This is a genomic window from Gordonia jinghuaiqii (assembly GCF_014041935.1).
GTDB classification, from domain to species: Bacteria; Actinomycetota; Actinomycetes; order Mycobacteriales; family Mycobacteriaceae; genus Gordonia; species Gordonia jinghuaiqii.
The window spans coordinates 4,079,648-4,106,561 of the sequence record NZ_CP059491.1; the positions used below are offsets into that span (position 1 = coordinate 4,079,648).

At 67.6% G+C, this 26,914-nt stretch carries 26 protein-coding genes; 8 read left to right on the top strand and 18 right to left on the bottom strand.

Annotation, left to right across the window (positions count from 1 at the left end):
• Positions 1-15: 15 nt before the first annotated feature.
• Genes H1R19_RS18145 through H1R19_RS18165 form a run of 5 tightly spaced genes read right to left on the bottom strand, consistent with a single transcriptional unit; the run spans position 16 to position 4,217 of the window.
• On the bottom strand, positions 16-216 hold the full coding sequence (locus H1R19_RS18145; RefSeq protein ID WP_188328781.1) for a ferredoxin: 201 nt from the start codon (positions 214-216) through the stop codon (positions 16-18).
• Positions 216-1,583 carry a cytochrome P450 gene (locus tag H1R19_RS18150; RefSeq protein ID WP_188328782.1) on the bottom strand — a complete coding sequence of 456 codons (1,368 nt, stop codon included), beginning with the start codon at positions 1,581-1,583 and terminating at the stop codon, positions 216-218. The genes H1R19_RS18145 and H1R19_RS18150 overlap by 1 nt, the downstream gene beginning before the upstream one ends.
• Positions 1,583-2,392: an SDR family oxidoreductase gene (locus tag H1R19_RS18155; protein ID WP_188328783.1), complete on the bottom strand. Its 810-nt coding sequence runs from the start codon at positions 2,390-2,392 to the stop codon at positions 1,583-1,585. The genes H1R19_RS18150 and H1R19_RS18155 overlap by 1 nt, the downstream gene beginning before the upstream one ends.
• Positions 2,392-3,636: a cytochrome P450 gene (locus H1R19_RS18160; RefSeq protein ID WP_219849735.1), complete on the bottom strand. Its 1,245-nt coding sequence runs from the start codon at positions 3,634-3,636 to the stop codon at positions 2,392-2,394. The genes H1R19_RS18155 and H1R19_RS18160 overlap by 1 nt, the downstream gene beginning before the upstream one ends.
• Positions 3,636-4,217 (bottom strand): TetR/AcrR family transcriptional regulator, encoded by a 582-nt coding sequence (locus H1R19_RS18165; RefSeq protein WP_188328785.1) that lies wholly within the window; start codon positions 4,215-4,217, stop codon positions 3,636-3,638. Before H1R19_RS18165 ends, H1R19_RS18160 begins: the two co-directional genes overlap by 1 nt.
• 64 nt (positions 4,218-4,281) lie before the next feature.
• Between H1R19_RS18165 and H1R19_RS18170 the strand changes: the two genes are divergently transcribed.
• The 5 genes from H1R19_RS18170 (at position 4,282) to H1R19_RS18190 (ending at position 9,172) form a co-directional block, all read left to right on the top strand.
• Positions 4,282-5,748: an aldehyde dehydrogenase gene (locus H1R19_RS18170; protein WP_219849736.1), complete on the top strand. Its 1,467-nt coding sequence runs from the start codon at positions 4,282-4,284 to the stop codon at positions 5,746-5,748.
• A gap of 88 nt (positions 5,749-5,836) precedes the next feature.
• Positions 5,837-6,577: an SDR family oxidoreductase gene (locus H1R19_RS18175; protein ID WP_188328787.1), complete on the top strand. Its 741-nt coding sequence runs from the start codon at positions 5,837-5,839 to the stop codon at positions 6,575-6,577.
• Positions 6,574-7,446 (top strand): NAD(P)-dependent oxidoreductase, encoded by an 873-nt coding sequence (locus tag H1R19_RS18180; RefSeq protein ID WP_219849737.1) that lies wholly within the window; start codon positions 6,574-6,576, stop codon positions 7,444-7,446. The genes H1R19_RS18175 and H1R19_RS18180 overlap by 4 nt, the downstream gene beginning before the upstream one ends.
• Entirely contained in the window at positions 7,443-7,835 is a 393-nt protein-coding gene (locus H1R19_RS18185) for a carboxymuconolactone decarboxylase family protein (RefSeq protein WP_188328789.1), read from the top strand. The genes H1R19_RS18180 and H1R19_RS18185 overlap by 4 nt, the downstream gene beginning before the upstream one ends.
• Positions 7,832-9,172, top strand: a complete 1,341-nt coding sequence (locus H1R19_RS18190; protein WP_188328790.1) for an alpha/beta hydrolase domain-containing protein — start codon at positions 7,832-7,834, stop codon at positions 9,170-9,172. Before H1R19_RS18185 ends, H1R19_RS18190 begins: the two co-directional genes overlap by 4 nt.
• A 452-nt stretch (positions 9,173-9,624) precedes the next feature.
• Here H1R19_RS18190 and H1R19_RS18195 read toward each other — a convergent pair whose 3' ends face one another.
• Genes H1R19_RS18195 through H1R19_RS18210 form a run of 4 tightly spaced genes read right to left on the bottom strand, consistent with a single transcriptional unit; the run spans position 9,625 to position 14,693 of the window.
• Positions 9,625-10,797, bottom strand: coding sequence for an alpha/beta hydrolase family protein (locus H1R19_RS18195; protein WP_188328791.1), 1,173 nt, complete (start codon positions 10,795-10,797; stop codon positions 9,625-9,627).
• Positions 10,794-12,224 carry a wax ester/triacylglycerol synthase domain-containing protein gene (locus H1R19_RS18200; protein ID WP_244970746.1) on the bottom strand — a complete coding sequence of 477 codons (1,431 nt, stop codon included), beginning with the start codon at positions 12,222-12,224 and terminating at the stop codon, positions 10,794-10,796. Before H1R19_RS18200 ends, H1R19_RS18195 begins: the two co-directional genes overlap by 4 nt.
• Positions 12,225-12,227: 3 nt before the next feature.
• Positions 12,228-13,877 carry an AMP-binding protein gene (locus tag H1R19_RS18205; RefSeq protein ID WP_219849738.1) on the bottom strand — a complete coding sequence of 550 codons (1,650 nt, stop codon included), beginning with the start codon at positions 13,875-13,877 and terminating at the stop codon, positions 12,228-12,230.
• A gap of 18 nt (positions 13,878-13,895) precedes the next feature.
• A complete protein-coding gene (locus H1R19_RS18210; protein ID WP_188328793.1) occupies positions 13,896-14,693 on the bottom strand; it encodes a 1-acyl-sn-glycerol-3-phosphate acyltransferase in 798 nt (265 codons plus the stop codon).
• 195 nt (positions 14,694-14,888) lie between these two features.
• Between H1R19_RS18210 and H1R19_RS18215 the strand changes: the two genes are divergently transcribed.
• Genes H1R19_RS18215 through H1R19_RS18225 form a run of 3 tightly spaced genes read left to right on the top strand, consistent with a single transcriptional unit; the run spans position 14,889 to position 17,494 of the window.
• Positions 14,889-15,530 carry a PaaI family thioesterase gene (locus tag H1R19_RS18215; protein WP_219849739.1) on the top strand — a complete coding sequence of 214 codons (642 nt, stop codon included), beginning with the start codon at positions 14,889-14,891 and terminating at the stop codon, positions 15,528-15,530.
• Between the two features lies 1 nt (position 15,531).
• Complete coding sequence (locus H1R19_RS18220; protein WP_188328795.1) at positions 15,532-16,530, top strand: alcohol dehydrogenase catalytic domain-containing protein; 999 nt, start codon at positions 15,532-15,534, stop codon at positions 16,528-16,530.
• Between the two features lie 43 nt (positions 16,531-16,573).
• Positions 16,574-17,494 carry an amidohydrolase family protein gene (locus tag H1R19_RS18225; protein ID WP_219849740.1) on the top strand — a complete coding sequence of 307 codons (921 nt, stop codon included), beginning with the start codon at positions 16,574-16,576 and terminating at the stop codon, positions 17,492-17,494.
• Positions 17,495-17,644: 150 nt separating this feature from the next.
• On the opposite strand, the gene H1R19_RS18230 is transcribed toward H1R19_RS18225, so the two are convergent.
• From H1R19_RS18230 to H1R19_RS18270, 9 genes are all read right to left on the bottom strand, one after another.
• A complete protein-coding gene (locus H1R19_RS18230; protein WP_219849741.1) occupies positions 17,645-18,481 on the bottom strand; it encodes a mycofactocin-coupled SDR family oxidoreductase in 837 nt (278 codons plus the stop codon).
• A 74-nt stretch (positions 18,482-18,555) separates the two neighbouring features.
• The gene (locus tag H1R19_RS18235) at positions 18,556-19,314 is read right to left on the bottom strand and encodes an SDR family NAD(P)-dependent oxidoreductase (protein WP_219849742.1); all 759 of its coding nucleotides are present in this window, start codon (positions 19,312-19,314) and stop codon (positions 18,556-18,558) included.
• 38 nt (positions 19,315-19,352) lie between these two features.
• Entirely contained in the window at positions 19,353-20,621 is a 1,269-nt protein-coding gene (locus tag H1R19_RS18240) for an acyl-CoA dehydrogenase family protein (protein ID WP_219849743.1), read from the bottom strand.
• The gene (locus H1R19_RS18245; protein ID WP_219849744.1) at positions 20,618-21,073 is read right to left on the bottom strand and encodes a nuclear transport factor 2 family protein; all 456 of its coding nucleotides are present in this window, start codon (positions 21,071-21,073) and stop codon (positions 20,618-20,620) included. Before H1R19_RS18245 ends, H1R19_RS18240 begins: the two co-directional genes overlap by 4 nt.
• Before the next feature lie 232 nt (positions 21,074-21,305).
• Complete coding sequence (locus H1R19_RS18250) at positions 21,306-22,814, bottom strand: aldehyde dehydrogenase family protein (protein WP_219849745.1); 1,509 nt, start codon at positions 22,812-22,814, stop codon at positions 21,306-21,308.
• Positions 22,811-23,953 carry an acyl-CoA dehydrogenase family protein gene (locus tag H1R19_RS18255; RefSeq protein ID WP_219849746.1) on the bottom strand — a complete coding sequence of 381 codons (1,143 nt, stop codon included), beginning with the start codon at positions 23,951-23,953 and terminating at the stop codon, positions 22,811-22,813. The genes H1R19_RS18250 and H1R19_RS18255 overlap by 4 nt, the downstream gene beginning before the upstream one ends.
• Positions 23,950-25,488, bottom strand: coding sequence for a class I adenylate-forming enzyme family protein (locus H1R19_RS18260; protein WP_219849747.1), 1,539 nt, complete (start codon positions 25,486-25,488; stop codon positions 23,950-23,952). The genes H1R19_RS18255 and H1R19_RS18260 overlap by 4 nt, the downstream gene beginning before the upstream one ends.
• 3 nt (positions 25,489-25,491) lie before the next feature.
• Positions 25,492-25,791, bottom strand: a complete 300-nt coding sequence (locus tag H1R19_RS18265) for a hypothetical protein (RefSeq protein WP_219849748.1) — start codon at positions 25,789-25,791, stop codon at positions 25,492-25,494.
• A gap of 40 nt (positions 25,792-25,831) precedes the next feature.
• Positions 25,832-26,914, bottom strand: coding sequence for a phosphotransferase family protein (locus tag H1R19_RS18270; protein ID WP_244970747.1), 1,083 nt, complete (start codon positions 26,912-26,914; stop codon positions 25,832-25,834).

A 26,914-nucleotide genomic window follows, 5' to 3' on the forward strand; every position in this document is an offset into this window, starting at 1 on the left:
GGCTGGGGGGTTCGGTCAGGGGTTCGGGTCTTCGACGATGCGCAGCGCCTGCGTCGGGCAGTACTGCACAGCGGCCTCGACCTCGGCGCGCCGGGATTCGTCTGGGTCGGCGTCGAGGATCTCCACATGGTCCATCCGCGCGGCGAAGACGTCGGGGGCCTCCAGCTCGCACATGCCATGCCCCTGGCACAGATCCAGGTCGACCTCGACGCGCATCAGCGTGCCTGCCGCTTGCGGTAGGCGACCCGGCACGGTTGCTGCAGCTGCACGACCATCTTGGAATGGTCGTTGCGGTAGGTCTCCGAGGGCTGGAGCATCTCGAACTCGTAGTTCTGGAAGAGCACCGAGAAGATCGCCTTGAGCTGCATGATCGCGAACTGCGCACCGACGCAACGGTGCCGGCCGGCGCCGAACGGAATCCATGTCCACCGGTTGACCAGATCCTCTTGACGGGGCTTCTCGTAACGATCCGGATCGAAGGTGTCGGCGCCCGGGAAGTCCTCCGGCAACCGGTTGGAGACCGCGGGCGAGACCGCGATCGACTGCCCGGCCTTCACCAGGTAGTCCTCCACGTGGAAGTCCTTCTGCACCACGCGCATCAGTACGATCAGCGGCGGGTGCAGCCGCAGTGCCTCCTTGAGCGCGTTCTCGAGCTGCGGCATCTGCCTGGTGTGCGCGAAGGTGTACTCGGGCCGTTCACCGGCCGGCGTCTCGCCGTAGATCTCGTCGAGTTCGCCGTACACGCGAGCCATGTACTCCGGATTGCGCAGGAGCTCGATGAGGGTCCACGCCGCGGTGCCCGACGTCGTGTGGTGCCCGGCGAACATCATCGAGATGAACATGCCGGTGATCGTGTTGGCGTCGAAGCCGACCTGGACCAGCACGTCCATCAGGTCACGATCTTCTTTGTTCTCGGTCGGATTCGCGATCCGCTCGTCCATCACCCCCTGGATGAACTCCACCAGTTCGGCACGCGCCTCGTCGCGCTTGCGGAAGCTCTCGATGTCGGCGTTGTAGTCCACGTAGGCGATGGGGTCGGTCCCCTTCTCCAGGTCGTGGAAGAGGTGCGCGATGTGACCGTTCAACCGCTCACGGAACTTTCGTCCGATGAGGCACGCCGACGAGGTGTACAGCGTCAGCTCGGAGAAGAAGTCGAGCAGGTCGATCTCACCTTCGTCACCCCACTCGGCGATGATGCGCTCGGCTTCGTTGGGGATCGTCACCGCGTGCTGCTTCATGTGGGAGCCCTTGAGCGCCGAGTTGTGGATCGCCTTGGAGCGTTCCTCGGGACTCGTGTCGAAGACGACGCCCTCACCGAACACCGGGGTCATGAACGGGTAGGCCGCGGCCTGGTCGAGGTCCTCTTCCGGCGCGCGGAAGAACTCCTCGTTGGCGGCCGCACCCGATACCAGCACCACCTCGCGGTCGGCGAGCTGGAACATGCCCACGTCGCCACATTCCTCGCGCACGCGCCAGAACAGGGAGATGGGGTCGCCGGCCAGTTCGTCGAGGTGTCCGTGTTCGCCCTCACCACCCGAGACGCGATTCGGTTGCTTCAGACCTGATTCGCTGATGGCGGTCATCAGTCCGTCCCCTTCTCCTGTGTTGCCTGTCGTGGTTGTTTCGAGACCGCACCCTCGGCCTCCACCTCGACCGATCGCATGTGGGCGCCCCGCGGCATGGTGACCATGGCCGCGACCGCCTGCGCGATGTGTTCGGGTGAGAGGAAGTTGCCGTGCCGGGCCAGCCCGTGCTTGATCCAGTCGTTGAGCATGTGTTCGGTGGTCTCGGGGTCGAGGTTCATCCCCATGCCGGTCAGTGTCTGACCCGGACGGACCACACCGGCGCGGACGCCGGTGCCCTCGAGTTCGAGCTGGATGGTGGTGACCAGTCCGTCGATACCCGACTTCGCCGCCACATATGCCGACGACCACGGTCGGGGGTGGATCGCCACGTCGGACCCGATGAACACGAAATCGCCACGCGCACGGTCGATCATGCCGCCGATCACCGCACGGTAGATACGATATGCGCCGGTGAGGTGGATGTTGACCTGATCGGCGAACTGGTCCGGACTCGTCTCGTAGGAGAGCCCCACGGCCAGATCGCCGGCACCGGCGATCACGATCTCGAGTTCGCCGAGGGCGGCTTGCGCCTTGGCGATGCAGTCGATGACCGACTGTCCGTCGGTGACGTCGAGGGGCACGGCGACGGCTTCACCGCCGGCGGTGGTGATCTTGTCGGCCAGTTCCTGCAGTTTCTCCACACGGCGGGCCGCCAGAGCCACGGGATAGCCTGCTGCGGAGAGGTATTCAGCGGTCGCGGCGCCGATGCCCGACGATGCTCCCGCGACGAGGACCGGACGACGCTCGGGGTGGGGACGAAAAGCCATCAGCGCACCGTCACCTTCACCGGGAGCTCGGCGAAGCCGCGCACGTTGACCGAGTGCACACGCACCGCCTTGTCCATGTCGATGTCGACGGAGCGGATCGACCTCACGACCTCACCGAGCCCGATGTTGGCCTCGAGCCGCGCGAGGTGCGCACCGAGGCAGAAGTGCGCGCCGAGACCGAAACTCATCAGCGCCTGGCCGTTGTCCCGCCCGATCAGATACCGGTCGGCGTCCGGACCGAACACCTCTTCGTCGCGGTTCGCGGAGCCGACGAGCAGAAGGACCCGATCCCCGGCGGGGATCACGAAGTCGCCGTAGGGCGCATCCTCGATGACCCGGCGCACCACGATCTGGGTGGAGTTGTCGTAACGCAGCGTCTCCTCGGTCCACTGCGGCACCACGAGTTCGGGGTCGTCGAACACCTTGGCCATCTCGTCGGGATTCCGCCAGCCCCAATACAGCGCATTCGCAAGCAGTTTGGTGGTGGTCTCGTTTCCGGCGACGACCATCAGGACCATGAAGCCGACGATCTCGTCCTCGGTGAGCCTGATCTTCTCGCCGGTCTCGTCGTCGTCGATCTCGGCTTCGATCAGCGCCGAGACCAGGTCCTCGCCGGGATTCTTCCGACGGTCGGCGATCAGTTCCGAATAGTATTTGTGCAGTTCGATGTAGGCGTAGACCGCCGCCTCGGGCAGGTCGAGGTCCCCGTCCTCGCGATGGAGGAGAAGATCGGACTGGTGGCGGAGCCGGCCGCGGTCGGCTCCGGGAACGCCGAGCAGTTCCGAGACCACGTCCATCGGCAGAAGCGCGGCGAAATCATGGACGTAGTCGAATTCGCCCATGTCCAGGCACTTGCTCCAGTGCTGGTGCGTCAGCGCGGTGATGCGGCCGGTGAGTTCGTTGACCCGGCGCGGGGTGAACCCCTTGGACACCAGCTTGCGGATGCGCATGTGCTTGGGATCGTCCATGGCCAGGAACGACATCGACTTGTGCGCGTCGGGACCGTAGGCCGAGGGGTCCATCGAGACGCCCCAGCTGTTCGAGAGGCGTTGGGTGTCACGGAATCCCGCGCGGACGTCCGCATGGCTCGCGAGCGCCCAGAAATCCCGCTCCGCGTTGAAGTACACCGGCGACTCCGACCGGAGCCGCAGGTAGGTGGGATACGGATCCTCGTGAAAGTCATAGGCATACGGGTCGAAGGGGAGCTGCTGCTCCATCCCCGACACCGATGTCGTTTCGGTCATCACTTCTCCATCAGTAGATGTGCGGCTGCGACAAGGCGTTCGGAGGTCTGCTCGTAGGTCATGTGCCCCATGCCGGCGTAGACCAGGCCGCCGGCGTAGATCATCTCCAGGGCGTCGAGCAGGGGTCCGGGGTTCTCCGGATCCTCTTCCAGTGCCGCCGCGAGACGCCGGCGGATGAAGGCGCCGATCCGTACGCGGAGGTGTTCGACGTCGGGGTCGGTACCCAGCAGCGCCACGGTGACCGCGCCGCCGAGCTGCCCCTCCCCCGCCACCACGAGCGCAACCTCACGCAGTACCTGCGCGACGCGTTCGGCGATCGGCGCGGTCCGGTCCGGTTCGGTGACGCCGTTCGAGAGGCGGCGCCAGAACACCTCGGCGACGAGGTGGCTCTTCGACGAGAAATAGGTGTATGCGGTGGCGGGCGCGACGCCGGCGATCTTGGCCACCGAACGGACGGTCAGCCCGTCGAACCCCTCGGCGTTCAGGACGTCGACCGCGGCATCGGTGAGCCGGGTGACCGTTTCGGCCTGCTGCTGGGTCAAGCGCCGGCGAGTGGATTCCTGAGACACGGGGCTGGACATGTGAGCCACGCTACACTAGGTTTGAACGCGAGTCCAGACACCTGTCCAGATGGAGTTCCACCTCATGACCCTTCGTCCCGCATCCGCCTCTGATCTGCTGATCGACGGCAAACTCACCCCAGGCAGCGGCGGGGTCTTCGACGTCGTCAACCCGGCGACAGAGGAGGTCATCGGGCAGGCAGCCGATGCCACCGCCGCCGACATGGACGCCGCGATCACCGCAGCCCGCAACGCCTTCGACACCACCGACTGGTCCCGTGACCACGCCTTCCGTGCGCACTGCCTGCGTCAACTGCGCGACGCGCTGCTCGCGCACGCCGACGAGTTCCGCGAACTCACCATCGCCGAGGTCGGCTGCCCGTCGTTCCTCACCCACGGCCCGCAGTTCGAGGGTCCGGTGACCGATCTCGGGTACTTCGCCGACCTCGCCGAGAGCTACGAGTGGAGTCGCGACCTCGGCAAGGCCAAGCCCATGGGGATCAAGAACCACCGCGAGCTGCGGTCGGAGGCCATCGGCGTCGTCGGCGCGATCACCCCGTGGAACTTCCCGCACCAGATCAACTTCGCCAAGATCGGCCCGGCACTCGCGGCCGGCTGCACCGTCGTCCTCAAACCCGCCCCGGACACCCCGTGGTGCGCGGCGCTCGTCGGCAAGGTCGTCGCCGAGGAGACCGACTTCCCGCCCGGTGTTCTCAACGTCGTCACCTCCACCGACCACGAACTCGGTGCGCAACTGAGCACCGACCCGCGCGTCGACCTGGTCTCCTTCACCGGCTCCACCGCGACCGGCAAGAAGGTGATGGTCGCCGCCGCGGAAACACTGAAGAAGGTGTTCCTCGAACTCGGCGGCAAGTCGGCCTTCATCGTGCTCGACGACGCCGACATCGGATCTGCCTGCGCGATGGCCGCTTTCAACGTCGTTACCCATGCCGGTCAGGGCTGTGCCATCACCACCCGCCTGGTGGTCCCGCGCGAGAAGCTCGACGAGGCGATCGCCGCCACACGCGATGCGTTGGCGGGTCTGCCCGCGGGTGATCCCACCGACAGCGGCACCATCTGCGGTCCGGTGATCTCCGCGCGACAGCGCCAGCGCATCGAGTCCTACATCGAACTCGCGCAGCAGGAGGGCGGCACCATCGAGATCGGCGGCGGCCGGCCGGCGGACAAGGCCGCCGGGTTCTTCGTCGAACCGACACTCATCTCCGGCCTGGACAACTCGGCACGGGTCGCGCAGGAAGAGATCTTCGGTCCGGTGCTGGTGATCATCGCCCACGACGGCGACGACGACGCCATCGACATCGCCAACGACTCCCCATACGGCCTGTCCGGCATGGTCTATGGCACCGACGAAGATCGGATCAACAAGGTGGTCAACGGGGTTCGCACCGGCACCATGGGCATCAACGGCGGCATCTGGTACTCGGCCGACGTACCGTTCGGCGGCTTCAAACAGTCCGGCATCGGTCGCGAGATGGGTGTCGCCGGGTTCGAGGAGTACCTGGAGACCAAGGCCGTCGCGCGCCCGGCGTGACCCCCTGCTCCCAGGAGCTCGCGACGGGCCCGACACGAAGGGCCGGCACGACGGGGCCACCCACACAATCCACACAGAAAGCAGGACAATGAGTTCAGGACGTTTCGAGAACAAGACCATCATCGTGACCGGCGCCGCCGGCGGTATCGGTGAGGCCTACGCCCGCGCGCTGGCCGGCGAGGGCGCCAATGTCGTCGTCGCCGATCTCGCCGACGAGAAGGGCAAGCAGGTCGCCACCGACATCGGTGGGCTCTATGTCAGCACCGACGTCGCCGACGAGGAGTCGGCCAAGGCGCTCGCGAAGGCCACCGTCGACGCCTACGGCTCCATCGACGGCCTGGTCAACAACGCCGCGATCTACGGCGGCATGAAACTCGACTTCCTCATCACCGTCCCGTGGGACTACTACAAGAAGTTCATGAGCGTGAACCTCGACGGCGCACTCAACGTCACCCGCGCCGTGTACCCGCACATGACCAACGGCGGCGGCGCCATCGTCAACCAGTCCTCCACCGCCGCATGGCTGTACAGCGGCTTCTACGGTCTGGCCAAGGTCGGGGTCAACGGCCTGACCCAGCAGCTCGCCACCGAACTCGGCGGTCAGAACATCCGCGTCAACGCCATCGCCCCGGGCCCCATTGACACCGAGGCCACCCGTACGACCACTCCCAAGGAGATGGTCGCCGACATCGTGAACCGGTTGCCGCTCAAACGATTCGGCACCCCGGAGGACCTCGTCGGCATGTGCCTGTTCCTGCTCTCGGACGAGGCCGGCTGGATCACCGGCCAGATCTTCAACGTCGACGGCGGTCAGGTCATCCGGTCATGAGCGATGTGCGCCTGGGCTATGTCGGCCTCGGGAACATCGGCGGTCCGATGGCCGGCAGCCTGGCCGCCTGGGCCGGTGGCCTGACCGTCTTCGACCTGTCGGCCGAGGCGATCGCGAAGGTCGTCGGCAAGGGAGCGGCGGCAGCGGACTCGCTCGCCGATCTCGCCGCGGCCACCGACATCATCGGCGTCTGCGTGTTGAACGACGAGCAGGTCCGGTCGGTGGTGGCCGGGCCCGACGGGCTCCTCGCGGCGGCCCGCCCGGGCACCATCATCACCGTGCACTCGACGATCGGGCCGGACACCGCGGTGGACCTGGCCCGACAGTGCGAGGCACGCGGCGTCGTCCTGCTCGACGCCCCGATCTCCGGCGGTGCGATGGGCGCGGCGTCGGGCCGGCTGGCGATCATGGTCGGCGGTCCGCGTGAGTCGTACGAGAAGTTGAAGGAGCCGTTCGCGCTCACCGCGGACATGCTGGTCCATGCCGGACCGGACGTCGGGGCGGGCACCAAGATGAAGCTCGCCCGTAACCTGCTCCACTTCATCTCGTTCACGGCCACCACCGAGGCCGCCCGACTCGCCGAGGCCGCCGGGATCGACATCACCAAGCTGGGCAAGGTCGTTCGTCACACCGACGCCGTCACCGGCGGTGCCGGCGCGATCATGCTGCGCGAGAGCACGGCAACACTCGACCCCGATGATCCCTGGTACGGCATCTTCACCGGCGTCCGTACCCTGGGCGAGAAGGACCTGTCTCTCGCCCTCGCGCTGGGAGACGAGCTCGGGGTCGATCTCCCCCTGGGCCGGCTCGCCCTGCGTGAGCTTGCCCCCGGACTCGGCGTCCCCCATCTCGAAGGAGAATCCGCATGACCCGATCCAACATCTCCGACGACGCACCCGGCGAGGTACGTAAGCGCGCCCTGGAGAAGATGTCCGAGGTCTACGGCTGGGAGATGAGCGACGGCCCCGGCGACTACTTCGCCCACACCGCCGACCAGGTGTTCGGCAACGTCTGGTCGCGCGAGGGCCTCAGCAACCGCGACCGCCGACTGCTGCTGTTCGGGGCACTCGCCGCCTCCGGACAGATCGACGTCGCCGAGATCCAGGCGGGTGCCGCCCTCGGTAACGGTGAGCTCACGCCCGAACAGCTCGAGGAGATCAGCCTGTTCCTGTGCTATTACGTGGGCTGGCCGTTGGGCACGAAGATGCATTTCATGTTCGGCGAGGTGATCAAGAAACACCGGAAGCAGCAACGATGAACGCGCACATCGGTTTCCGCGTCCTGAGCGGCGGCAAAGGGTGCTCGTTGCTGAGCGCCTCGCCGCTGCCCGACCTCGCGGCCGCCGGTTACACCGAGACCGAGTACGCCGCGTCGGGAACCGCCGAGCGGCTCGTCGGCGACGGGCACACACCGCCCGCCGAGTTCACCACCCGTATCGTCGTACGTCGTCCCACCGACGCCGCCGCGTTCAACGGGTGTGTCGTCGTCGAATGGCTGAACGTCAGCAGCGGCAACGACGCCGCCCCGGAGTATTCCTATGTCGCAGCCGAACTCGTACGGTCCGGGTACGCGTGGCTCGGCGTGTCCGCGCAGTACGTCGGCATCGAGGGTGGTGCCGGCTCGGTCGGCGTCGCGACCGGTGAGCCGCAGAGTCTCGCCGCGAAGGACCCCGAACGCTATGGCGGACTGAGCCATCCGGGTGATGCGTACTGCTACGACATCTTCGCCACGGTCGGCCGCGCGATGCGCGACACCACCACGGAAGGTCACCCGCTCGCCGGACTCCTGGTGAAGACCGTGCTCGCAGTCGGTGAATCCCAGTCGGCGATGGCGCTGACCACATACGTCAACACCGTCGGCGCGGCACTCGGGGTGTTCGACGGATACCTCATCCACAGCCGTGCCGCTGCCGGACTGCCCGCGGGCGAGGTCGGCAGCGGCATCGACGTGGGAACCGTCTTCAGCGGTGAACCCACCACTCTGCGAACCGATCTCGACTCACCCGTCTTCGTCGTCCAGACCGAGACCGATGTGCTCACCAACTTCGGCTACCACGTCGTCCGCCAGCCGGACACCGAACGCCTGCGGGTGTGGGAGATCGCCGGTACCGCGCACGCCGATCTCCACCAGGTCGGTGATTTCGAGGAGTTCCTCGGTTGCCCCGATCCGGTGAACCGGGGCCAGCAGCGGTTCGTGCTGCGTGCAGCGTTACGACACCTGCGCGCATGGTCCGAGGGCGGTGATCCGCCTCCGGTCGCCGAGCCGTTGCAGCTGCGCACTGCCTCGGCGGCCGAGCCGGAGTTCGAGCTCGACGACATCGGCAATGTCCTCGGCGGTGTCCGCACACCGTGCGTCGATGCACCCACCCAGGTGCTGAGTGGGATCGTGCGAGAACCGGTGTCGCGGATCTGCCTGTTGTTCGGGTCGACGTCCCCGGTCGACGGCGACATACTCGCGGCTCGATACGGAACCCGCGAGGAGTACGAGAAGCACTATCGCAGCGCGGCCGACGCCGCCATCGCGAACGGCTTCATCGTGGTGGAGGACCGCGAGGAACTCATCGCCGACGCCAATCCCGAGCTCATTCCGGACTGACTGCGCGTCCCATCCACCGCCGCCGTCTCGGCGACCCGACTACTCCTTCCAGAATCACGATGACTCCAACGCTGCCGGCGGCGCCGAGGACCCCTCGATCACGACCCTGGCCGACCTCGCGGGCAAGAAGATCGGCGTGCCGAAAGCCCCGATGGGTACTCGGAGGAGCCGTTTCCGGCCCGTGCCGTCGAACTCCTCACCGGCACCAAGACGTTCCTCGTCGAGCAGGGCAGCATCAAGAAGGACTTCGAGCTCGAGACCTGGTTCGAGCGCCCGTCGGCCGGGGCCAACCCGTGACGGGACCACGATCCATCCCGTGGTCCTGGCCGAGCGGGCAGCGAACATCGAGGAGATCTCGGGTGGCCGCCAGGATCGACCTGATCAGCGCGGTGTGATCCGGCGCGTGCGGCCCTCGGCAGCCGACGACGTACTGGTCTCTGCGCTCCCCGACGTCAGCTGGTGGCCCGGCGGGGTTGCGCATCGCGGTCCGGCCGTGGCGGCGGTTCACCGAGGAACTCGTCGGTGGCGTGCCGGATGTCGGTCGAGATCGCATGCCCCACATGGCTCCCGGGGTACCAGTGGATTCGTCCGCCCCAGTGTTGGTGCAGTTGCTGGGCCGCCGTCACCGACGTCACCCGGTCGTTGAGAGCCGCCACCACCATCCGCCGTTCCGGGGCGGCCACCGGTTGCACCGACAGCGGGTTGGTGATCGAGGCCACCGCACGGACCGGGTCGCTGCGCATCAGCGTCGCCAGGTACTGCCCCTTGGAACCGCCACGCTCCATGTGGTGGGCGAGGGTCGCATGCATCTCCAGCATCGGCACCACCGCGAGCACCGAACTGATCCGCGCATCCATCGACGCGACCATGGCGGCGATCGGACCACCCAGAGATGTTCCGGCGATGGAGATGTCGGCGGGGTCGTGGCTCTGGATCCACGTGATCAGGGAACGGATCTCGGCGATCGCCCGGATGGTGATCACGGTGTTCACGAGCGGATCGAAACCCGGGTAGGCCACCGTCTTCACGCGGCGGGCACCATGCGCGGGCAGCACCGGGAACACCACGTCGTAGCCCAGTTTGTTGTAGAGGTGTGCGGCTCGGAAGGCGTAGAGATCGTCGGCGCGGCCCTGCGCGGCGCCGTGTACCCAGATCAGCCAGCGACGGCCCGCACGGCGACGGGTGAGGACACGCATCGACCCGATTCCGTCGGAGTAGGGGTCGAGGGCGGCCACCGAAGGTGGCATGTGCGCGTCCACCGAGTAGTCGATGTGCTGGAACGACGTGGCGCCGAAGACCTTACGGTCGCGGGACAGGATACGTGGCGGCCCGGGTTCACGATGGACGCCGGCCGGACCCAACCGTCTGAACTCGTCGGCGACGTCGGCGCACCGCGCGACCCAGTCCTCGACCGACTCGATGGGCGGGATGTCCCGTATCACCGAGTTGATCGCGATGAACAACTCGTCGACGGCCGTCTCGCCGATCATGCGCGGCCCGCAGTTCGCAGGCGGGATGCCCGCGTCCGGATCGCCGCGACCTGCCGCCCGCGAGCTTCCGACAGCTCGCGGCAGCACTCCGGCGAACAATCCGAGACGAGCTGCTCCTGACTCCCAGTCGATCAACTGGCCTCCTGTGCGATTTCGCTGACGCCGAGTGCGCCTGCTGCTTCGTCGACCGCTTCGGCCACCCGCAACAGGAACCGAGCGGGGTCGGGCATCGATTCGGGGGTGGCGATGAGGCCCATGCTGAGCTTTCCTGCATAGCTGTATGCGGTGAGGTTGACGTCGGCGGGCGCGATCGCGAGTGCGAACGAGATCCAGTCCACGACCTCGACGTCCCCGACCCACCGCGTGGTGCGCGGACCCGGCAGGTTGGCAGTGGTGATGTTGTTCATCACCCGCGGGGCGCGGTGGGCGGCGAGCCCACGGAACACCGGACCGAGACGGCCGGTGTAGGTCGCGAGCTTCTCGGTGAGTTCGAAACCGACATCTCGTCGGCAGCGCACGGTCGCCGCACAGCTCTCGCCGGTGGCCCGGATGCGCTCGACCGGATCGGCGAGGTCCGACCTCAGGTATGCCATCGCAGTGGCGATCCCGTTTCCGTGGACGCGAGTGGACGCGAGGTCCTTGGCCACACCGAAGATGGTCACCGAGGTGGTGGGCTCCTCACCGCGCGCGATGAGCTCGTTCCGGATCGCACCGGCGATGACGCCGTGGAGTGCCCCGTTCACGGTGGTGCCCGCCGCCAGCGCGATGCGCTGGATCGCAGCCAGTGAGATGTCACGCGAGGCGCAGACGCGTCGGTCCCCACTTCGCGCATTGAAACTCGTCCGGCGCACCGTCAGCGGCTTCGGGATCAGCTCGCCGTTCGCGGCTCCGCGCTTGGCCGACACCGCCCGCCGAAGCGCCGAGGCGGCCGACGGCAGCCCACGGAGGAGCTTCCACGATTCCGAACGTGCTGCGCGCAGGAGGGCCCGGTGGTCGTGGCCGGCGTGCCCGGTACCGATCGGTGCGGGAGCGACCTTCTCCCCGGCGCCGCCGGTGGAGGCCATGAACATGTTGAGCGCGGCGACGCCGTCTGCGATGGCATGGTGGACCCGCACCACAATGGCCTGTCGACCACCGGCGAGCCCGTGAACGAGGGTCAGTGCCCACAACGGATGGCTGCGGTCCAGCTGCCGGACCGCGAGTTCGGACAGCACCGCGTCGAGGTCGGTACGTTCACCGGGACCGGCGACCCACGTCTCGTCGAGGTGGCGCGCCACGTCGAAGTCGGTGTCGGGCACCCAGAACGGTCGCGCGCTGTATCCGCGTGCCCACTCCAGCCGTTGCGTCGCCCGCGGGAACATCCCGAGGTAGCCGGGCAGGACGTCGGCGAGCTCATCGAGAGTCAGCGGCCGGCCTCGACGCTCGGTGTCCAGAATGGCCACCTTCAGCGTGTGCATCGGCGTCGACGGCGACTCCATGTTCAGCATCAGCGCGTCGGGTCCGGTCATCCGTTCGCCGCCCTCCGGCCGGGTCGTGCGGTGGATATGCGTCACGGAATGCATGGTTCAGCTCACCTTTCGCTCGAAGTCGGCGGGTTTCAGGTCGCGCTTGAGGACCTTGCCGGTGGCGTTTCGGGGCAGTTCGTCGAGGAAGTGGACGTCGCGCGGCACCTTGAATCCGGCGAGCTGTTCGCGAACGTGCCCGCAGATCTGGTCGGCACCGATGGACGCCTGCGGGGCGCGGACGACGTAGGCGGCCAGTCGCTGTCCGAACTTGTCGTCGTCGACGCCGATCACCGCGACCTCGGTGATCTCGTCGAGTTCACCGATCACCTGCTCCACCTCGAGGGGGTAGACGTTCTCGCCGCCGGAGACGATCATCTCGTCGTCGCGACCGACCACGAACAGACGGCCGTTCTCGTCGAGGCGTCCCACGTCGCCGGAGACCATGTATCCGTCACTGAAACTCTTGGTGTCGGAGCTGGTGTAACCGTCGAACCCGGAGTTGTTCGCGACCACGATGCGACCGATCTCGCCGGTCGGCAGTGCTCGGTCCTCGTCGTCGAGGATGCGGATGCTGGTGCCTGCCAGTGGCCGACCGGCGGTGTCGGGCGCGATCCGCAGGTCCTGGGGGGTCGCGGTGCTGATGAGCCCGGCCTCGGTGGCGTTGTAGCTGTTGTAGACCACGTCGCCGTAGCGATCGAGGAAGGAGAGCAGTGCGTCGGTGCGCATCCGCGAGCCGCTCGCCGTGGCGAAGCGCAGTGTCGGCATCGGGTGGGCGTCGAGGGTCTCGGCCGGGAGATCGGTGATGCGCTCGAGCATCACCGGGACCACGGCGAGCCCCGTGGCGCCGTGCTCGCGAACCAGATCGAGGGTGGCCTCGGGGTCGAAGCGCCGGCGCATGATCATCGTGCAGGTCAGGGTCGCGGCGATCGCCACCTGACCGAAGCCCCAGGCATGGAAGATCGGTGCGGCGATGACGGTGGATTCACCTGCACGCCAGGGGATTCGGTCGAGCATGGCGGCCAGCGAGGCGATGTCTGTGCTGCCACCCCGGCGCGCGCCCTTCGGGGCGCCGGTGGTGCCGGAGGTCAGCAGCACGATGCGGCCGGCACGTTCCGGACGGGCAGGTCGTGCGCCGGCATGTGCGGCGATCAGCGAATCGACGGTGTCACCGTCGACAGCGTCGCCCTCGGTCCAGGCATGGATGCGTCGAAGATCCGGAAGTCGTTGCGCAGCAGGCTCGATGATCGCCTCGAACTCGTCGTCGGCGATCAGCACGTCGGCCTGTTCGCGCTCCAGGACATCGGCCAGTTGCGGTCCGGCGAAACCGGTGTTGAGAAGCACGGCGTCGGCGCCGAGCCGGGAGGTCGCGGCGAGAGCCTCGATGAGGCCACGATGGTTGCGGCACAGGATGGCGACTGTCGTGACGGGCCTGCCGGGCAGCTCGCCGAGTCCGACGGCGAGTGCGTCACATCGGGCGTCGAGCTCGCCCCACGTGAGGTCGCCCGCCTCGTCGATGAGGGCCAGTCCCTTGGGATCTCGGGCGGCGGCCAGGCCGATACCGCTCACCGGTGACGCACCGCCGTGACGGCGCAGGTTGAGTCCCATGCGGATGTAGCGGTCGATCCGCAGCGAACCGAGAAATCCGCTGCGGACGAGCGTTCGAACGAGCCACACGTAGGTCGTGACGCGATCGCGCAGTGTCGTGATCATCGTCGATCTCCTTGGTGGTCAGCCCAGCACCGGGAAGCGGCGCTCACGGGCGAGGTCGTCGAGGGCATGTTGCATGCGTTTGCGCACCACCTTGTCCACCTCGTCGTATCCGGGGTTCGTCCCGAACTCCGCGGCGATGTCGATCGGGTCGAGCACCTGCGTGACGAGCTTCGACGGGAGGGGGATGTTCGGGGGCAGGTGCGCGGTGAGTCCGAACGGGAAGCCGAAGGCGAAGGGTGCGCTGTCGGTACGCAGCAGCTTGTCGAGGCGCAGGATCTTGGCGAGGGTCTCGCCGCGGTTGAGGAAGAGCTGTGTCTCCTGGCCGCCGATGGTGACGATCGGGACGATCGGTACGCCCGCTTCCATGGCGGTGCGTACATAGCCCGTGCGGCCGTGGAAGTCGATGGTTGCGCTCTGGCTGGTGGGACGCAGGGCCTCCCATTCGCCTCCGGGGAACACGATGGTCGCGGCGCCGGCCTTGAGTGCGGCGACGGCATTGCGCGGGTGGGCCGGGATGAAACCGACCTTGCCGAAGATGTCTTTACCCGAGCCGGTGAAGATCAGGTCGTGGGCCAGCGTGTACAGCGGCCGTCCGGCACCGAACTCCTCGGCGAAGGCCACGCTGATGACCGGGACGTCGAAGGCCATCAGGCCGCCGGAGTGGTTGGACACCAGCAACGCGCCACCGTCGGGCACCTTCTCCATGCCCCGCACCTCGGAACGGAAGTAGGTTTTTGCCACGAGCTTGAGGACAGGCAGTATCCGCCTGACCCAGGTCTCGTCGCGTGCGGTGAGGTCGAAAGTGTCGGCACTCATCGTGGGTCTCCTGTGATTGTGTCTCTGCGCTGTGTGCGGATCACCGCTCAGATCGGTCACCGAGAGCTGGTCGACCTGGGGTCGATGTCCTCAAACCCAGAAACGAGAACACGTTCTAGTGATTGAATTAGAACACGTTCTAGTATGTGTCGCCAGCGTTCGTTACCTATCCCACACCAACTGATCGGTAAATATATGGAGTTCATCCTCGAGGACATCTCCGAAGCGGAGGTCGCGCGTCGACGTGCCGTCTACACACCGCTCACCGATACCGTTCGTGACCTCGTCGATGCGGTGATCCGCACCGAGGTCCCCGAGGAGGACCTTCCCGAGGCACGACGCCGCATCGCCGAGGTGGTCGCAGACCTGCGGACACGGCAGATGGACGGACCGTACGGAGTGCGTCATACCCGCGAGAACACCGGGATGGCGTGGGGAAACGCCGTCATCGGCGTACGCAACGCGCTGGCACCGCCCATCGACGTCGTGCACGCCGCCGACGGTGTCCGCGCCGACTTCACCCTGGGCGCCGCCTACGAGGGACCACCCGGCAACGTCCACGGCGGGGTGTGCGCGATGATCCTCGACCACCTGCTCGGCAACGCCGCGAGCTACGAGTCCGCCTGCTTCACCGGCACCATCACCGTCAAGTACCTGCGCCCCACGCGGCTGGGCGCACTCACCGCGCAGGCGTGGGTCACCGAGCAGAGCGGACGCAAGCGCATCGCCCGCGGGACCATCTCCGACGACGAGGGCGTGACCTGCGAGGCGGAGGGCGTGTTCATCGTGCCGAAGTCGGCGGTCGACGGCCCGTCGGTGCGTTGGTCGGCGGGCTGAGATGCGTGCCGCTGTGACCGGACCGGGCGGATTCGAGGTCGCCGAGGTGGCCGACCCCGCTCCCGGAGCCGGTGAGATGGTCCTGCGCGTCAGCGCCAACGGGGTGTGCGGGTCGGACCTGTCGACCGCGCCGTTCCTACCCGCGGGAACGATCATGGGGCACGAGTTCGCCGGCGAGGTGGTGGCCGTCGGCCCCGACGACGGCGGTTCGCGCGCCTTCGGTGTCGGGGACCTCGTCGCATCGATGCCGGTCATCGGCTGTCACCGGTGCCGGGCATGCCTGACCGGGGACGTCGCGCGATGCCCGTCGGTCCGGACGCTGGGCCTCGGCGTCCTGCCCGGCGCCCTGGCCGAGTTCGTTGTCGTCGGCGCCGCCGAGAGCGTCCGGCTCGACGACGTGGACCCGGTCGACGGCGCACTCGTCGAACCGCTGGCCGTGGGCCTGCACGCCGTCACCCGTGCATCGATCCGTCCCGGGGACCGCGCACTGGTCCTCGGCGCGGGTCCGGTGGGGCTGGCCGTCCTGCACTGGTTGTCGAGGGGCGTGGCCGCCGAGGCCGTGTGCTCGGACCCCTCCCCCGGCCGGCGCGCCGCAGCCCTCGACCTGGGCGCCTCGACGGTGTGCACGCCCGAGGAAGTGCCCGACCACGTTCGCGGCGGTGTCGATGTGGTCATCGAATGCGTCGGCAAACCCGGGATGATCGCCGCCGCGCTGGACGCGGCCGCGACCCACGGCCGGATCGTCGTCGCCGGCGTCTGCCTGAGCGAGGACACGTTCATGCCGGTCGCCGGAGTGGTCAAGGAGGTCTCGATGAACTTCGTCTCGTACTACACGAAATCCGAATTCGACGCCGCGGCCGCCGAATTGGGCAAGGGTGCCATCGGATCGTCGACGTTCGTCAGCGACGTCGTGGGGCTCGACGCCGTCGACCGGGTGTTCACCGACCTGTCCCGACCGAACGACCACCGCAAGGTGCTCATCTCGCCGGCGGTCGGGTGAACGGCACTCGCGGGGCCCACGTCACGGGCGTACCGTCTGACCTGTGAACAGTGCCGTTCCCGAGACCCCTGTGCCGTTCAGCTCCCACGAGGCGGATCGTGTCCGCGCCGTCTGGTCTGACCTCGGCCTACCGGGCATCATCGACGCCCACACGCATTTCATGCCGCGCCCGGTCATGGACAAGGTCTGGGCCTACTTCGACTCGGCGGGCCCGCTGGTCGGACGGGAGTGGCCGATCACCTACCGCGCCGACGAGGACGTCCGGGTCGCAACGTTGCGCGAGTTCGGGATCCGCGCCTACTCGTCGCTGGTCTATCCGCACAAGCCGAACATGGCCGAGTGGCTCAACGGCTGGGCACACGACTTCGCCACCAATCACGAGGACTGCCTGCACACCGCGACCTTCTACCCCGAGGAGTCGGCCACCGCGTACGTCTCTCGTGCGATCCAGGCCGGGACACAGGTCTTCAAGAGCCACATCCAGGTCGGCGACTACTCCCCCATGGACTCGCTGCTCGACGGCGTGTGGTCGCAGATCGCCGACTCCCAGGTGCCGGTGATCATCCACTGCGGGTCGGGTCCGGCCCCCGGCCGGTACACCGGCCCGGAGCCCGTTCGTGCTCTGCTGCACAGGTTCCCGTCGCTGCCGCTGATCATCGCGCACATGGGCATGCCCGAGTACGAGGCGTTCGGAGACCTCGCCCAGGAGTACCCGAACGTCCACCTCGACACGACGATGGCGTTCACCGACTTCGCCGAGGAGCTCGCCCCGACGTCCGCCGACCTCCGTGCGCGTATCGCCGACGTCGGGGACAAGGTGCTGTTCGGCAGCGACTTCCCCAACATCCCCTACGGGTACACCCACGCTCTCGAGGTGATCACCGCCCTCGACATGGGCGACGACTGGCTACGAAATGCGTTCTACCGCAACAGTGCTCGCCTGTTCGGCCTCCCGCAGGCCTGAGAAGACGATTTCGGTGCCCGCGCCATGGAGCGCGGACACCGATTCGCAGGGATCCCACCACGGGGCTAATGGGATCCCGTCCCGGGGCTAGGGGGATCCCCGACCCGGGGGAGGAGTGGGAATGAACCCCCGGAAGTTCAGGAACGTGTGTCAGCCACGGCCGATCTGGCCGCCGTCGACGGTCAGGGCAACACCGGTGATGACACGTGAGGAGTCCGATGCGAGCCACACGACGGCCTCGCTGACGTCCTCGGGTTCGAGGTAACTGATCGGCAGGACCTGGAAGGTCTCGAACAGCTCCATGGTGTCGTCCTTGGTCGGCTTCTCCAGGTCCGGACGCCAGACGTCGTAGGTCGGCTGGTTCATCATCATGTCGGTGTTCACCAGCCCCGGGCAGATGGAGTTGACCCGGATGTTGTGCGGGCCGAGCTCATTCGCGAGAACCTTCATCAGGCCGTTCACGCCGTGCTTCGACGCCGAATAGTGAGCCAGGTGCTGGTAGCCCTTCAGACCCGCCAGCGATGAGGTCAGGATGTAGGCGCCACCGCGGCCACCGTCGATCATCGCGGGCGCGGTCGCCTTGATGGTGCGCCACACTCCGGTCAGGTTGACGTCGAGGGCGTTGAACCAGTCGTCGTCGCTCAGTTCCCAGGTCTTGGCGAGGGTGGTGCCGATGCCCGCGTTCGCGACGACGATGTCGAGGCGACCGAACTCATCGAGTGCCTCACGGACCACCTCGTCGAGCTGTTCCTGCGACCGGGTGTCGGCTTTGCGCGCCATCACGGTGCCGCCGATGGCCTCGATCTCCTTGGCGGTCTGCTCGAGGTCGGCGGACGTGGCCAGATCGTAGTAGACACGATCGATGTTCTCGCACAGGTCGACCGCGACCACCTTCGCGCCCGCCTTGGCGAGCGTGATCGAGTGAGCGCGCCCCTGGCCTCGTGCCGCACCGGTGACCAGTGCGACCTTGCCTTCCAGATCTGCCATGCCAATCCCTTTCTCACAGTGGCCCCGTGGGGGGACCTCAGTCTGTTGCGTTGAAGTCGGTTCGTGCCGACGGGTCAGCCGATCGCCATGCGCCCGCCGTCGACGGGCAGCAGTGCGCCGGTCGTGTAGGACGACGAGGCACCGGCGAAATACAGGACCGCGCCGACGATCTCGGCCGGATCGCCACCGCGCGGGATCGGCCAGGCCGACGCAAGGTCGTCGAAGGCATCGCGGTCCCAGCCCTTGGCGATGTCGGTGAAGAACGCGCCGCACATGATGGTGTTGACCCGGACGGCCGGTCCGTAGGTGGCCGCGAGGCCCTTGGTCAGCGAGTTGAGTGCAGCCTTGGCGGCGCCATAGGGCACGTACTCCGGGGCCGGGCGCTCCGAGGCGTTGCTCGAGATGTTGATGATCGAACCGCCACCGGCGGCCGCCATGCGCGGGCCGATGAGCGAAGACAGACGGAACGGGCCCTTGATGTTGACGTCGAAGATCTTGTCGAACAGCGCCTCGCTCACCTCGTCGAGGCTCGGGTACAGCGGCGAGATGCCCGCGTTGTTGATCAGGACGTCCACGCGACCGAAGGCGTCGTACGCGTTCGTGGCAAGTTCGGTGACCGAATCCCATTCGCCGACATGAACTCCGAGTCCGACGGCGTCGACCCCGGTCTCCCGGGTGATCTCCTCGGCGAGTTCGCGGCAGGACTCTTCCTTGCGGCTGGCGATGATAACGTGCGCACCCTCACGAGCCAGTGCCCACGACATCTCCTTGCCCAGTCCGCGACTGCCGCCGGTCACCAGGGCGACCTTGCCCGCCAGGTCGTGTCCGACCATTGTTGTTGCCTCTTCCGTGTGTTGTTCGGTGGCCACCCTCAGCGCGGGATGGCCGACCAGGGAGTGTTCTTGTCGACCCGCGGTTCGGCGGGGAGTCCTAGGATGCGTTCGCCGATGATGTTGCGCTGGATCTCATCCGAGCCGCCGGCGATCCGGTAGCCGGGCGCACCGAGGACGTGCTGATGCCAGCTGAACGTGCCCCATTCCCCGGAGTCGACCGCCAGGCGTCGGCCCAATGCCGCTCGCGCAAAATCCGAGGTGGCACTCAACCTGTTGACCCACTGCATCTTCCGGATGGAACCGATCGCACCCGGAGCCGCGTCACCGGAGTTCGCATCGGCCCGGTCACGGTGAACGGCGATGTCGGCGAGTCGATCTCCGATCAGCACCGCGGCCAGACGCTGGCGCGCGACGGGATCCTGATCCGCACCCGTCCAGGCCGCCAGTTCGCGGCACTGACGTGCGCTGCCGCCGACGGCGGACATGTCGGAACTCGCACCCCGCTCGAAACCGAGCGTCGTCAGACCGACCTTCCAGCCGTCGCCTACCCCACCGATCCGGAGATCGTCGGTGAGGCGGACGTTGTCGAGGAACACCTCGTTGAAGCTCGATCCCCCGGTCATCTGTCGCAGCGGACGGATCTCCACGCCAGGCGCGTCCATGGGGACCATGAAGGCGGTCATGCCCTTGTGCTTGGGCGCCGTCGGGTCGGTGCGCACGAGGATCTCACCCCAGTCGGCGAACTGCGCTCCCGATGTCCACACCTTCTGCCCGTTGAGGATCCATTCGTCGTCATCCCGGACCGCCTTCGTCCCCAGCGCCGCGAGGTCGCTGCCCGCACCGGGTTCGGAGAACAACTGGCACGCGAGGATCTCGGCGCGCATCATCGGCGTGATCAGTGAACGCAGGCGTTCACCGGAGGCCAGCAGGCGGAGCGTCGGGCCGATCAGATTGATCGTCACCCCGACCAGTTCGTGCGGCGCCGGCACATCGTAGGCGGACTCGAGGTCGGCGAAGGCCGCCTCGAACTCGTCGGGAAGCCCCTGCCCGCCGTCGGCGACAGGCCAGGTGACGGCTCCGTACCCGGCGGCGTATTTGGCACGCTCCCAGGCGCACCGCTCCGCGATCAGCGCGCGCTCCTCGGCATCGGAGAGAGCGTGGAACACCGACACGTCGTCACTGCCCGCGCCCCAACCCGCTGCCTGCGTACCGGCGGCGGGCCGGCGCCCCTGGGACTCGATCCAGTCGCGTGCGGCATCCACGAACTCGGCGACGCTCTCCGGCGTCCCGATCGTCACGTCTGTCATGTCGCTTCCTTGTGTGTGCGTCCGATACGCGGCCCCAGCCGCGCCGGCCGTTGTTCGGTGAATCCCACGACGAGATCGAGTTCGACTATCCGCCAGCACTTTTCAGCGTTCGCCAGGACCAGGTCGTATCTGCTCACCATCGTGGTGACGTGGGAGGTGTCGGCCGCGGCGACCTGATGCGAGGTCAGGTAGGCCACCGCGCCGGCGCGGGTCCCGTCAATCTGCACGTTCATCACCTGCGCCGAATGCTGCTGCCACGCGAGGTGTGCGGTGGCCTCGCAGATCCAGGCGGCAATGCCGGTGGCGCCGCGGAGTTCACCGGCGTCGTCGTAGGTGGCTCGGGCGTCGGCGTCGAAGAGTTCCAGCAGGCGCCGGTGATCACGTGTATCGCAGGCGAGGCAGTAGTCGGCGACCAGGGCCGCGATCTCGGCACGCGGCTCCGCAGTACTCATCGGCCCTTCTCACCTCCCGTGATCTCCGCCGGCGCGCCGGCGGGGGTGTGTCTCGCACCACTTCGATTACAGTCGACGACCCACTGCCTGTCAATCCTCTGGAGGAATATTCCTCATAACTAATTTGGCCGACGACTCCTGGCCACCCGATGCGTACGACGGAACCGCGGGCCCCGATCTCACTGCTCCACAGCGCAAACCGGGCCCGCGCGCCCTACTCCCAGGCGAGCCCTCAGTCCGGGGACTCGGTGGGATACGCCGTCCAGACCGACTTGATGGTCGTCAGCTCGTGCACCATCTCCTCGCCCAGGGTCCGGCCGAATCCCGAGTTCTTCACGCCGCCGTATGACACCGTCGGATAACCCATCTGATAGGTGTTGATCCACACGGTCCCGGCGCGCAGTTTCTGCGCCAGCCGCTGCGAACGTCCCACGTCCGACGTGAAGACGCCCGCGGCGAGCCCGAACTCGACGTCATTCGCGATCCGGACCGCCTCGGCCTCGCCGTCGAACGGCAGCACCGACATGACCGGGCCGAAGATCTCCTCCTGGGCGATCCGCATGTCGTTGCGGACGCCGGTGAAGATGACCGGCGAGTGGAAGAAGCCCGAGTCACCGACGCGGCCACCCTCGAGCGCCACCGACGCACCTTCGGCCCGCCCGATCTCGACGTATCCACTGACCCTCTCGAGTTGGGTCGACGACACGAGGGGCCCCAGATCGGTGGCCGGGTCGAACGGCGAACCTACGGAGAGACTTTCGCTGGCGGTGATGACCTTGGAGACGAACTCGTCGTGGATCGACCGGTCTACGAGCACACGTGAACCGGCGGTGCAGATCTGCCCCTGCCCACTCCAGACCCCGGCAGCCGCCGCAGCCGCGGCGGCGTCGAGGTCGGCGTCGGCGAACACGATGAACGGGCTCTTACCGCCGAGTTCGAGCGAGACCGGCTTGGGTCCCTTGGCGGCCGACGCCGCGATGATCCGTCCGGTCTCGACCGAACCGGTGAACGACACGAGGCTGACATCCCGATGTTCGACGAGGGCGGCACCCACGTCCCGCCCATGTCCCTGGACGACGTTGAACACCCCGTCCGGGATACCCGCCTCGGCGACCAGCTCGCCCATCAACACGGCCGACATCGGGGTGTTCTCGGCCGGCTTGAGCACGACGCTGTTGCCGGCGGCGAGGGCCGCCGCGACAAACCCGATGACCGCGGTCGGGCCGTTCCACGGCACGACGATCCCCACGACGCCGACCGGCTCACGCCAGTGCTGCGCCGAGAAGCCCGCCGGGACCGGCGGCACCGTGCCCTGCAGCTTCGACGGCCAGCCCGAGAAGTAGTTCGTGGCGTTGACGGCGAAGTCCTCGAGGAAGACGGTGTAGGAACGCAGGAGACCCGCGTCGAAGGCGTCGAGGTCACCGAAGACCGTGCGATCGCGGTCGATCAGCTGCGCGAGCCTGCGCAGCCGGTTCTCCTTCTCCAGCGGCGCGAGGCAACGCCAGCGGCCGTCGTCGAATGCGGCGCGGGCCGAGGTCACCGCACGGTCGACGTCGACCGCCGATCCCTTGGCGGCGGTGGCGATCTGCGCGCCGGTGGCCGGGTCGATGACCGGCATCGTCGTGCCGTCCGCCGACGGCCCGACCTTTCCGTCTATGACGTGGCCGAAGAGACCTGTGCGTTCGATGTAGGCGCGCCCGGCAGCTCCTGCCGTCGTGTCCATGTGCTGATCTGTGGTCATGGGGTGACTCCTTGCTCTTGCGAGGATCGATGGGGGGACGGCACGGCGTCGTCGAGCTGCAGCCGAACACCGGACGCGTCGAGGAAACGCTCCTGAAAGTGGGCTTCGTCGCCGTATACGGCGGTGTCGGTGACCGCACGCCGGAAATACAGGTGGGCGGGGTGCTCCCAGGTGAAACCAATGCCGCCGTGCAGGTGAACTGCGGTGTCGGCGGCGCGGTACGCGACGCGTGAACACACTGCACCGGCCATCGCGGCCGCGAGCGGCAGCCCCTCGGGTGAGGAGTCGGCGGCCCAGACCGCATGCACGACCGCGGACTCCGCGTCGTCGATGGCGACCGCGAGGTCGGCGCACTGGTGCTTGACGGCCTGGAACGAGCCGAGGGGTCGTCCGAACTGGATGCGTTCGGCAACGTACTGCGTGGTCATCTCGAGACAGCGACGCGCCGCTCCCAGCTGTTCGCACGCGCGGGCGACGGTGGCGAGATCCTCCACGCGACGCAGCGCAGCGTCCAGGTCTTCCGTCGAAACCGGTTGTGCGGGACAGTCGTCCAGCTCGACGCGCGTGTACTCCCGCGTGAGGTCCACGGATCGGGTCCGCTTCGCGGTGAAGCCCGCGTCCCTCGGCTCGACGCGATACAGCACCACTCCGGCGGGCCCGGCGGCGGTCACGAGGACCAGATCCGCCGAGGCAGCATCGAGCACGGCGTCTACGCTACCGCGCAGGCGCGGCTGGTCCGCAGGGCCCTCGACACGGACCGCGTTCCCGCGATGACCGGCGACGAGGGTCCCGATCGAGACGCCCGACACGAGGTCGGTGAGCAGCCCGACGCGCTGCTCGTCGCGGACCGCGAGCGCGATCAGTTGTTGGACGGTGACGACCGAGCCGAGAATCGGCAGCGGACTCAGCGCGCGTCCCGCGCCGATCAGGACCTCTCCGAGGGCCGCGAAACCCTCGATGCCGTCGACCTCGGCGGGCATGCCGAGCGAGGCCAGTCCGACGTCGGCGGCCGGCCGCCACGTCGCGGTGTCGTAGCGGGCGCGGGGCTCGTCGTCCTTCGGGATCCGCGGATGCCCCTCGAACAGTTCCCCGGCCACCTCGGCGATCATCCGATCCTCATCGGTGAGCGTGCGGATCATCGAACACCTCCTGTCGCCGAGCCGGCGCCGACGGTGGTCGACAGCCGGTCACGGACGACGCGTCGAAGCAGCTTCCCGGTTTCGTTGAACGGCAACTCATCCCAGAAGTGCACGGTCGCGGGTACCCGGGTCGAGCGCAGGGCCGCGCGGACCATGTCCTGGATCTGGACCGCGATCAGGTCCTGGCCGCCCGCGTCGTGCTGCAGAACGACGACGGCCTCGACACGTTCGCCCCACTCCTGGTCGGGCACCCCCACGACCGCCACCGAGTCGACGGCGTCATGGGTGACGATGACGTCCTCGATCTCGGTCGGGGCGATGTTCTCCCCGCCGCGGACGATGACGTCATCGGCGCGGCCCTGGAGGAACAGGAATCCCTCGGAGTCGAGGTAGCCGTGATCCCGCGTCGGATACCAGCCGTCCGCGGCGACCGCGCTGTGCGAGACGTACTCACCCGCGACCTGTTCGCCGCGCACATGCACCTCGCCGACCTGTCCTACCGGCACCGCTGCGCCCGCGTCGTCTCGGATCTCGATCTCGACGCCGGGCAGTGCGCGACCGACCGAGCCCAGGCGGGCACGGACCTGCGGGTCGGCGGATGTTGCCGCGATGCGGTGATCCTCGGGACCCAGGACCGCGATCGTGGAACTGGTCTCGGTCAGCCCGTACGCGTTGACCATGCCGACTTCGGGAAGCCACCGCATGGCCCGCTCCACCACGTCGACCGGCATGCGCCCGCCGCCGTACGAGAGATGCCGCAGAGTGGGCAGCGTCTGGCCGCGGGTCTCGAGGACGTCGAGGATGCGGCCGAGCATCGTCGGCACCACCATCGCGTGCGTGATCCCCTCGGTGAGCACGGTGTCGACCCACAGCTCGGGATCGAAGGCGCTCAGGTAGACCATCCGGCGGCCGGCATAGACCGAGCTCAGCACCGAGGCGATGCCCGCGATGTGGTAGTTCGGCACCGACACCAGGATCGCCTCGTCCTCACCCGCGCTGCCGAACTCCACCGAGGAGACGATGTAGGACCACAGGTGCCGGTGGCGCAGCACCGCGATCTTCGGGGTGCCGGTGGTGCCGCTGGTGAACAGCAGCACGGCGGGACGTTCACCGTCCGGGGTGTGGACGAGATCGTCCGGGGCAGAGGATGATCCGGTTGGCGCGGTGACCTCCTCGGAGGCGCGTACCGTGACACCGTCGCACTCGCCGACTCTCGACCGCATCGACTCACCGGCGAAGAGCACGGCCGGCGCCAGACGTTCGACAGCCTGGTTCAGGGCGTCATCGGCGAGGCGGTAATTCAACGGACACAGCGGTTTACCGGAGTAGGCCGCGGCGAAGAGCAGCGTCGGGAACACCGGGCCGTTGAGATCGAGCAGCCCGAGTGCCGTGGCGTCGGAGTCGGCTGCCTCGCCGCCCACCTTGCACGCGGTGTCGGCGAATTGCCGATAGGTGATCCCACCCGAACGGCTGCCGAGGGCGATCCGGTCCGGATGCGCGTCGGCGGCCATCTCCAGAAGCAGAGTGATGTCCATGGGTCAGTCCGATGCGGGGAGGGCCTTGGCCTCGACGAGGGTCAGCGCACGACCGTCGATGCCGAGGGTGCCGTCGCCGGGCTTCACGACGAGGACCTGCAGGCCGCTGTCGGTGTCCTCATAGCGCTTGCCGAGTACCGATCCGGCATTCCAGCCGTCCGCGATCGGGGCGGATTCGATGGTCTCGGTGGCCGCGGCCATGGCGGCTCCACCACAGGAGATCTCACCGGACTTCGGCGGGCGCACGACGACGATCTCGGTGCTGCATGCAGCGCTCTTCAGTCTGGCGCCTGGTCTGTACACGTCTTCAAACCTCCGGGTTTGGGTGATGAGTGGGAAAGAGTCAGCCGGCGAGGAGATCTCGGGCGCGGTGTCCGAGCGGGACGACATCACGACCGCGCTCCCCCATACGCGGGTCGGTGGATTCACCGCGCAGGAACCGGGCGTAGAGCTGCTGCAGGATGATCGAGGTCTTCCAGCAACCGAAGGCCTCGTACCAGCGGAGGTCGTCCACATCGAGGTCGACGCCGCGGGTGGCGGAGTAGCGTTCCACGACCTCGGCTTTGGAGGGCAGTCCGAGCCGATCGAGGCCGGGGATGGCCATCGCGGTCATGTTCGCCGGGTCCGGCCAGTAGTTCAGCAGCGTGCCGAGGTCGGTCAGCGGATCACCGAGAGTGGCCATGTCCCAGTCGAAGACCGAGATCACCTGGTCCGGATCGGTGCGCGAGAACTGGCAGTTGTCCACCTTGAAGTCGTTGTGGACGATGGTCCCGGCACCTTCGGCCGGCAGTTTCGCGGCCAGGATCTCGCCGACCTCACCGATGACCGCCGCACCGTCGGCGGCCACGGCCTCCCAGCGTTTGGTCCAGCCGCGGACCTGACGCGCGAGATATCCCTCGGGTTTGCCCAGGTCGGCGAGGCCGGCAGCCTCGTAGTCGACCGAGTGCAGGTCGGCGAGCGCATCGACCACCGCCAGGCCGACCCGGCGTCCGGCATCGGCGTCGCTCATCTCGTCGGGCAGGCTGTTCCACACCACGACACCCGACCGGTACTCGCTGACCAGAAACGGCGCGCCGACGATCTCGATGTCATCGCTGAACAGGAGGGCACGCGGTGCGCGCGGGTAGTGGGCGTGGAGGTGCGAGAGGACCTTGTACTCGCGCCGCATGTCGTGCGCGCCGGGCGCGACCGTCCCGAACGGCGGGCGGCGAACCACCAGGGTGATGCCCGGGTAGGTAAGCCGGTACGTGAGGTTGGCCGACCCGTTGGGGAACTGTTCGACGATCGGCTCGCCGTCGACTTCGTCGATGTGTTCGGCGAGATACGCGTTGAGCTTCGGCCAGTCGAGGTTCTCGCCGTCGCGGACCTGCGCAACCTCGACGCCGGTGTCGGGCATGGTGATACCCGCATCGGGGTGGTCGGGCAC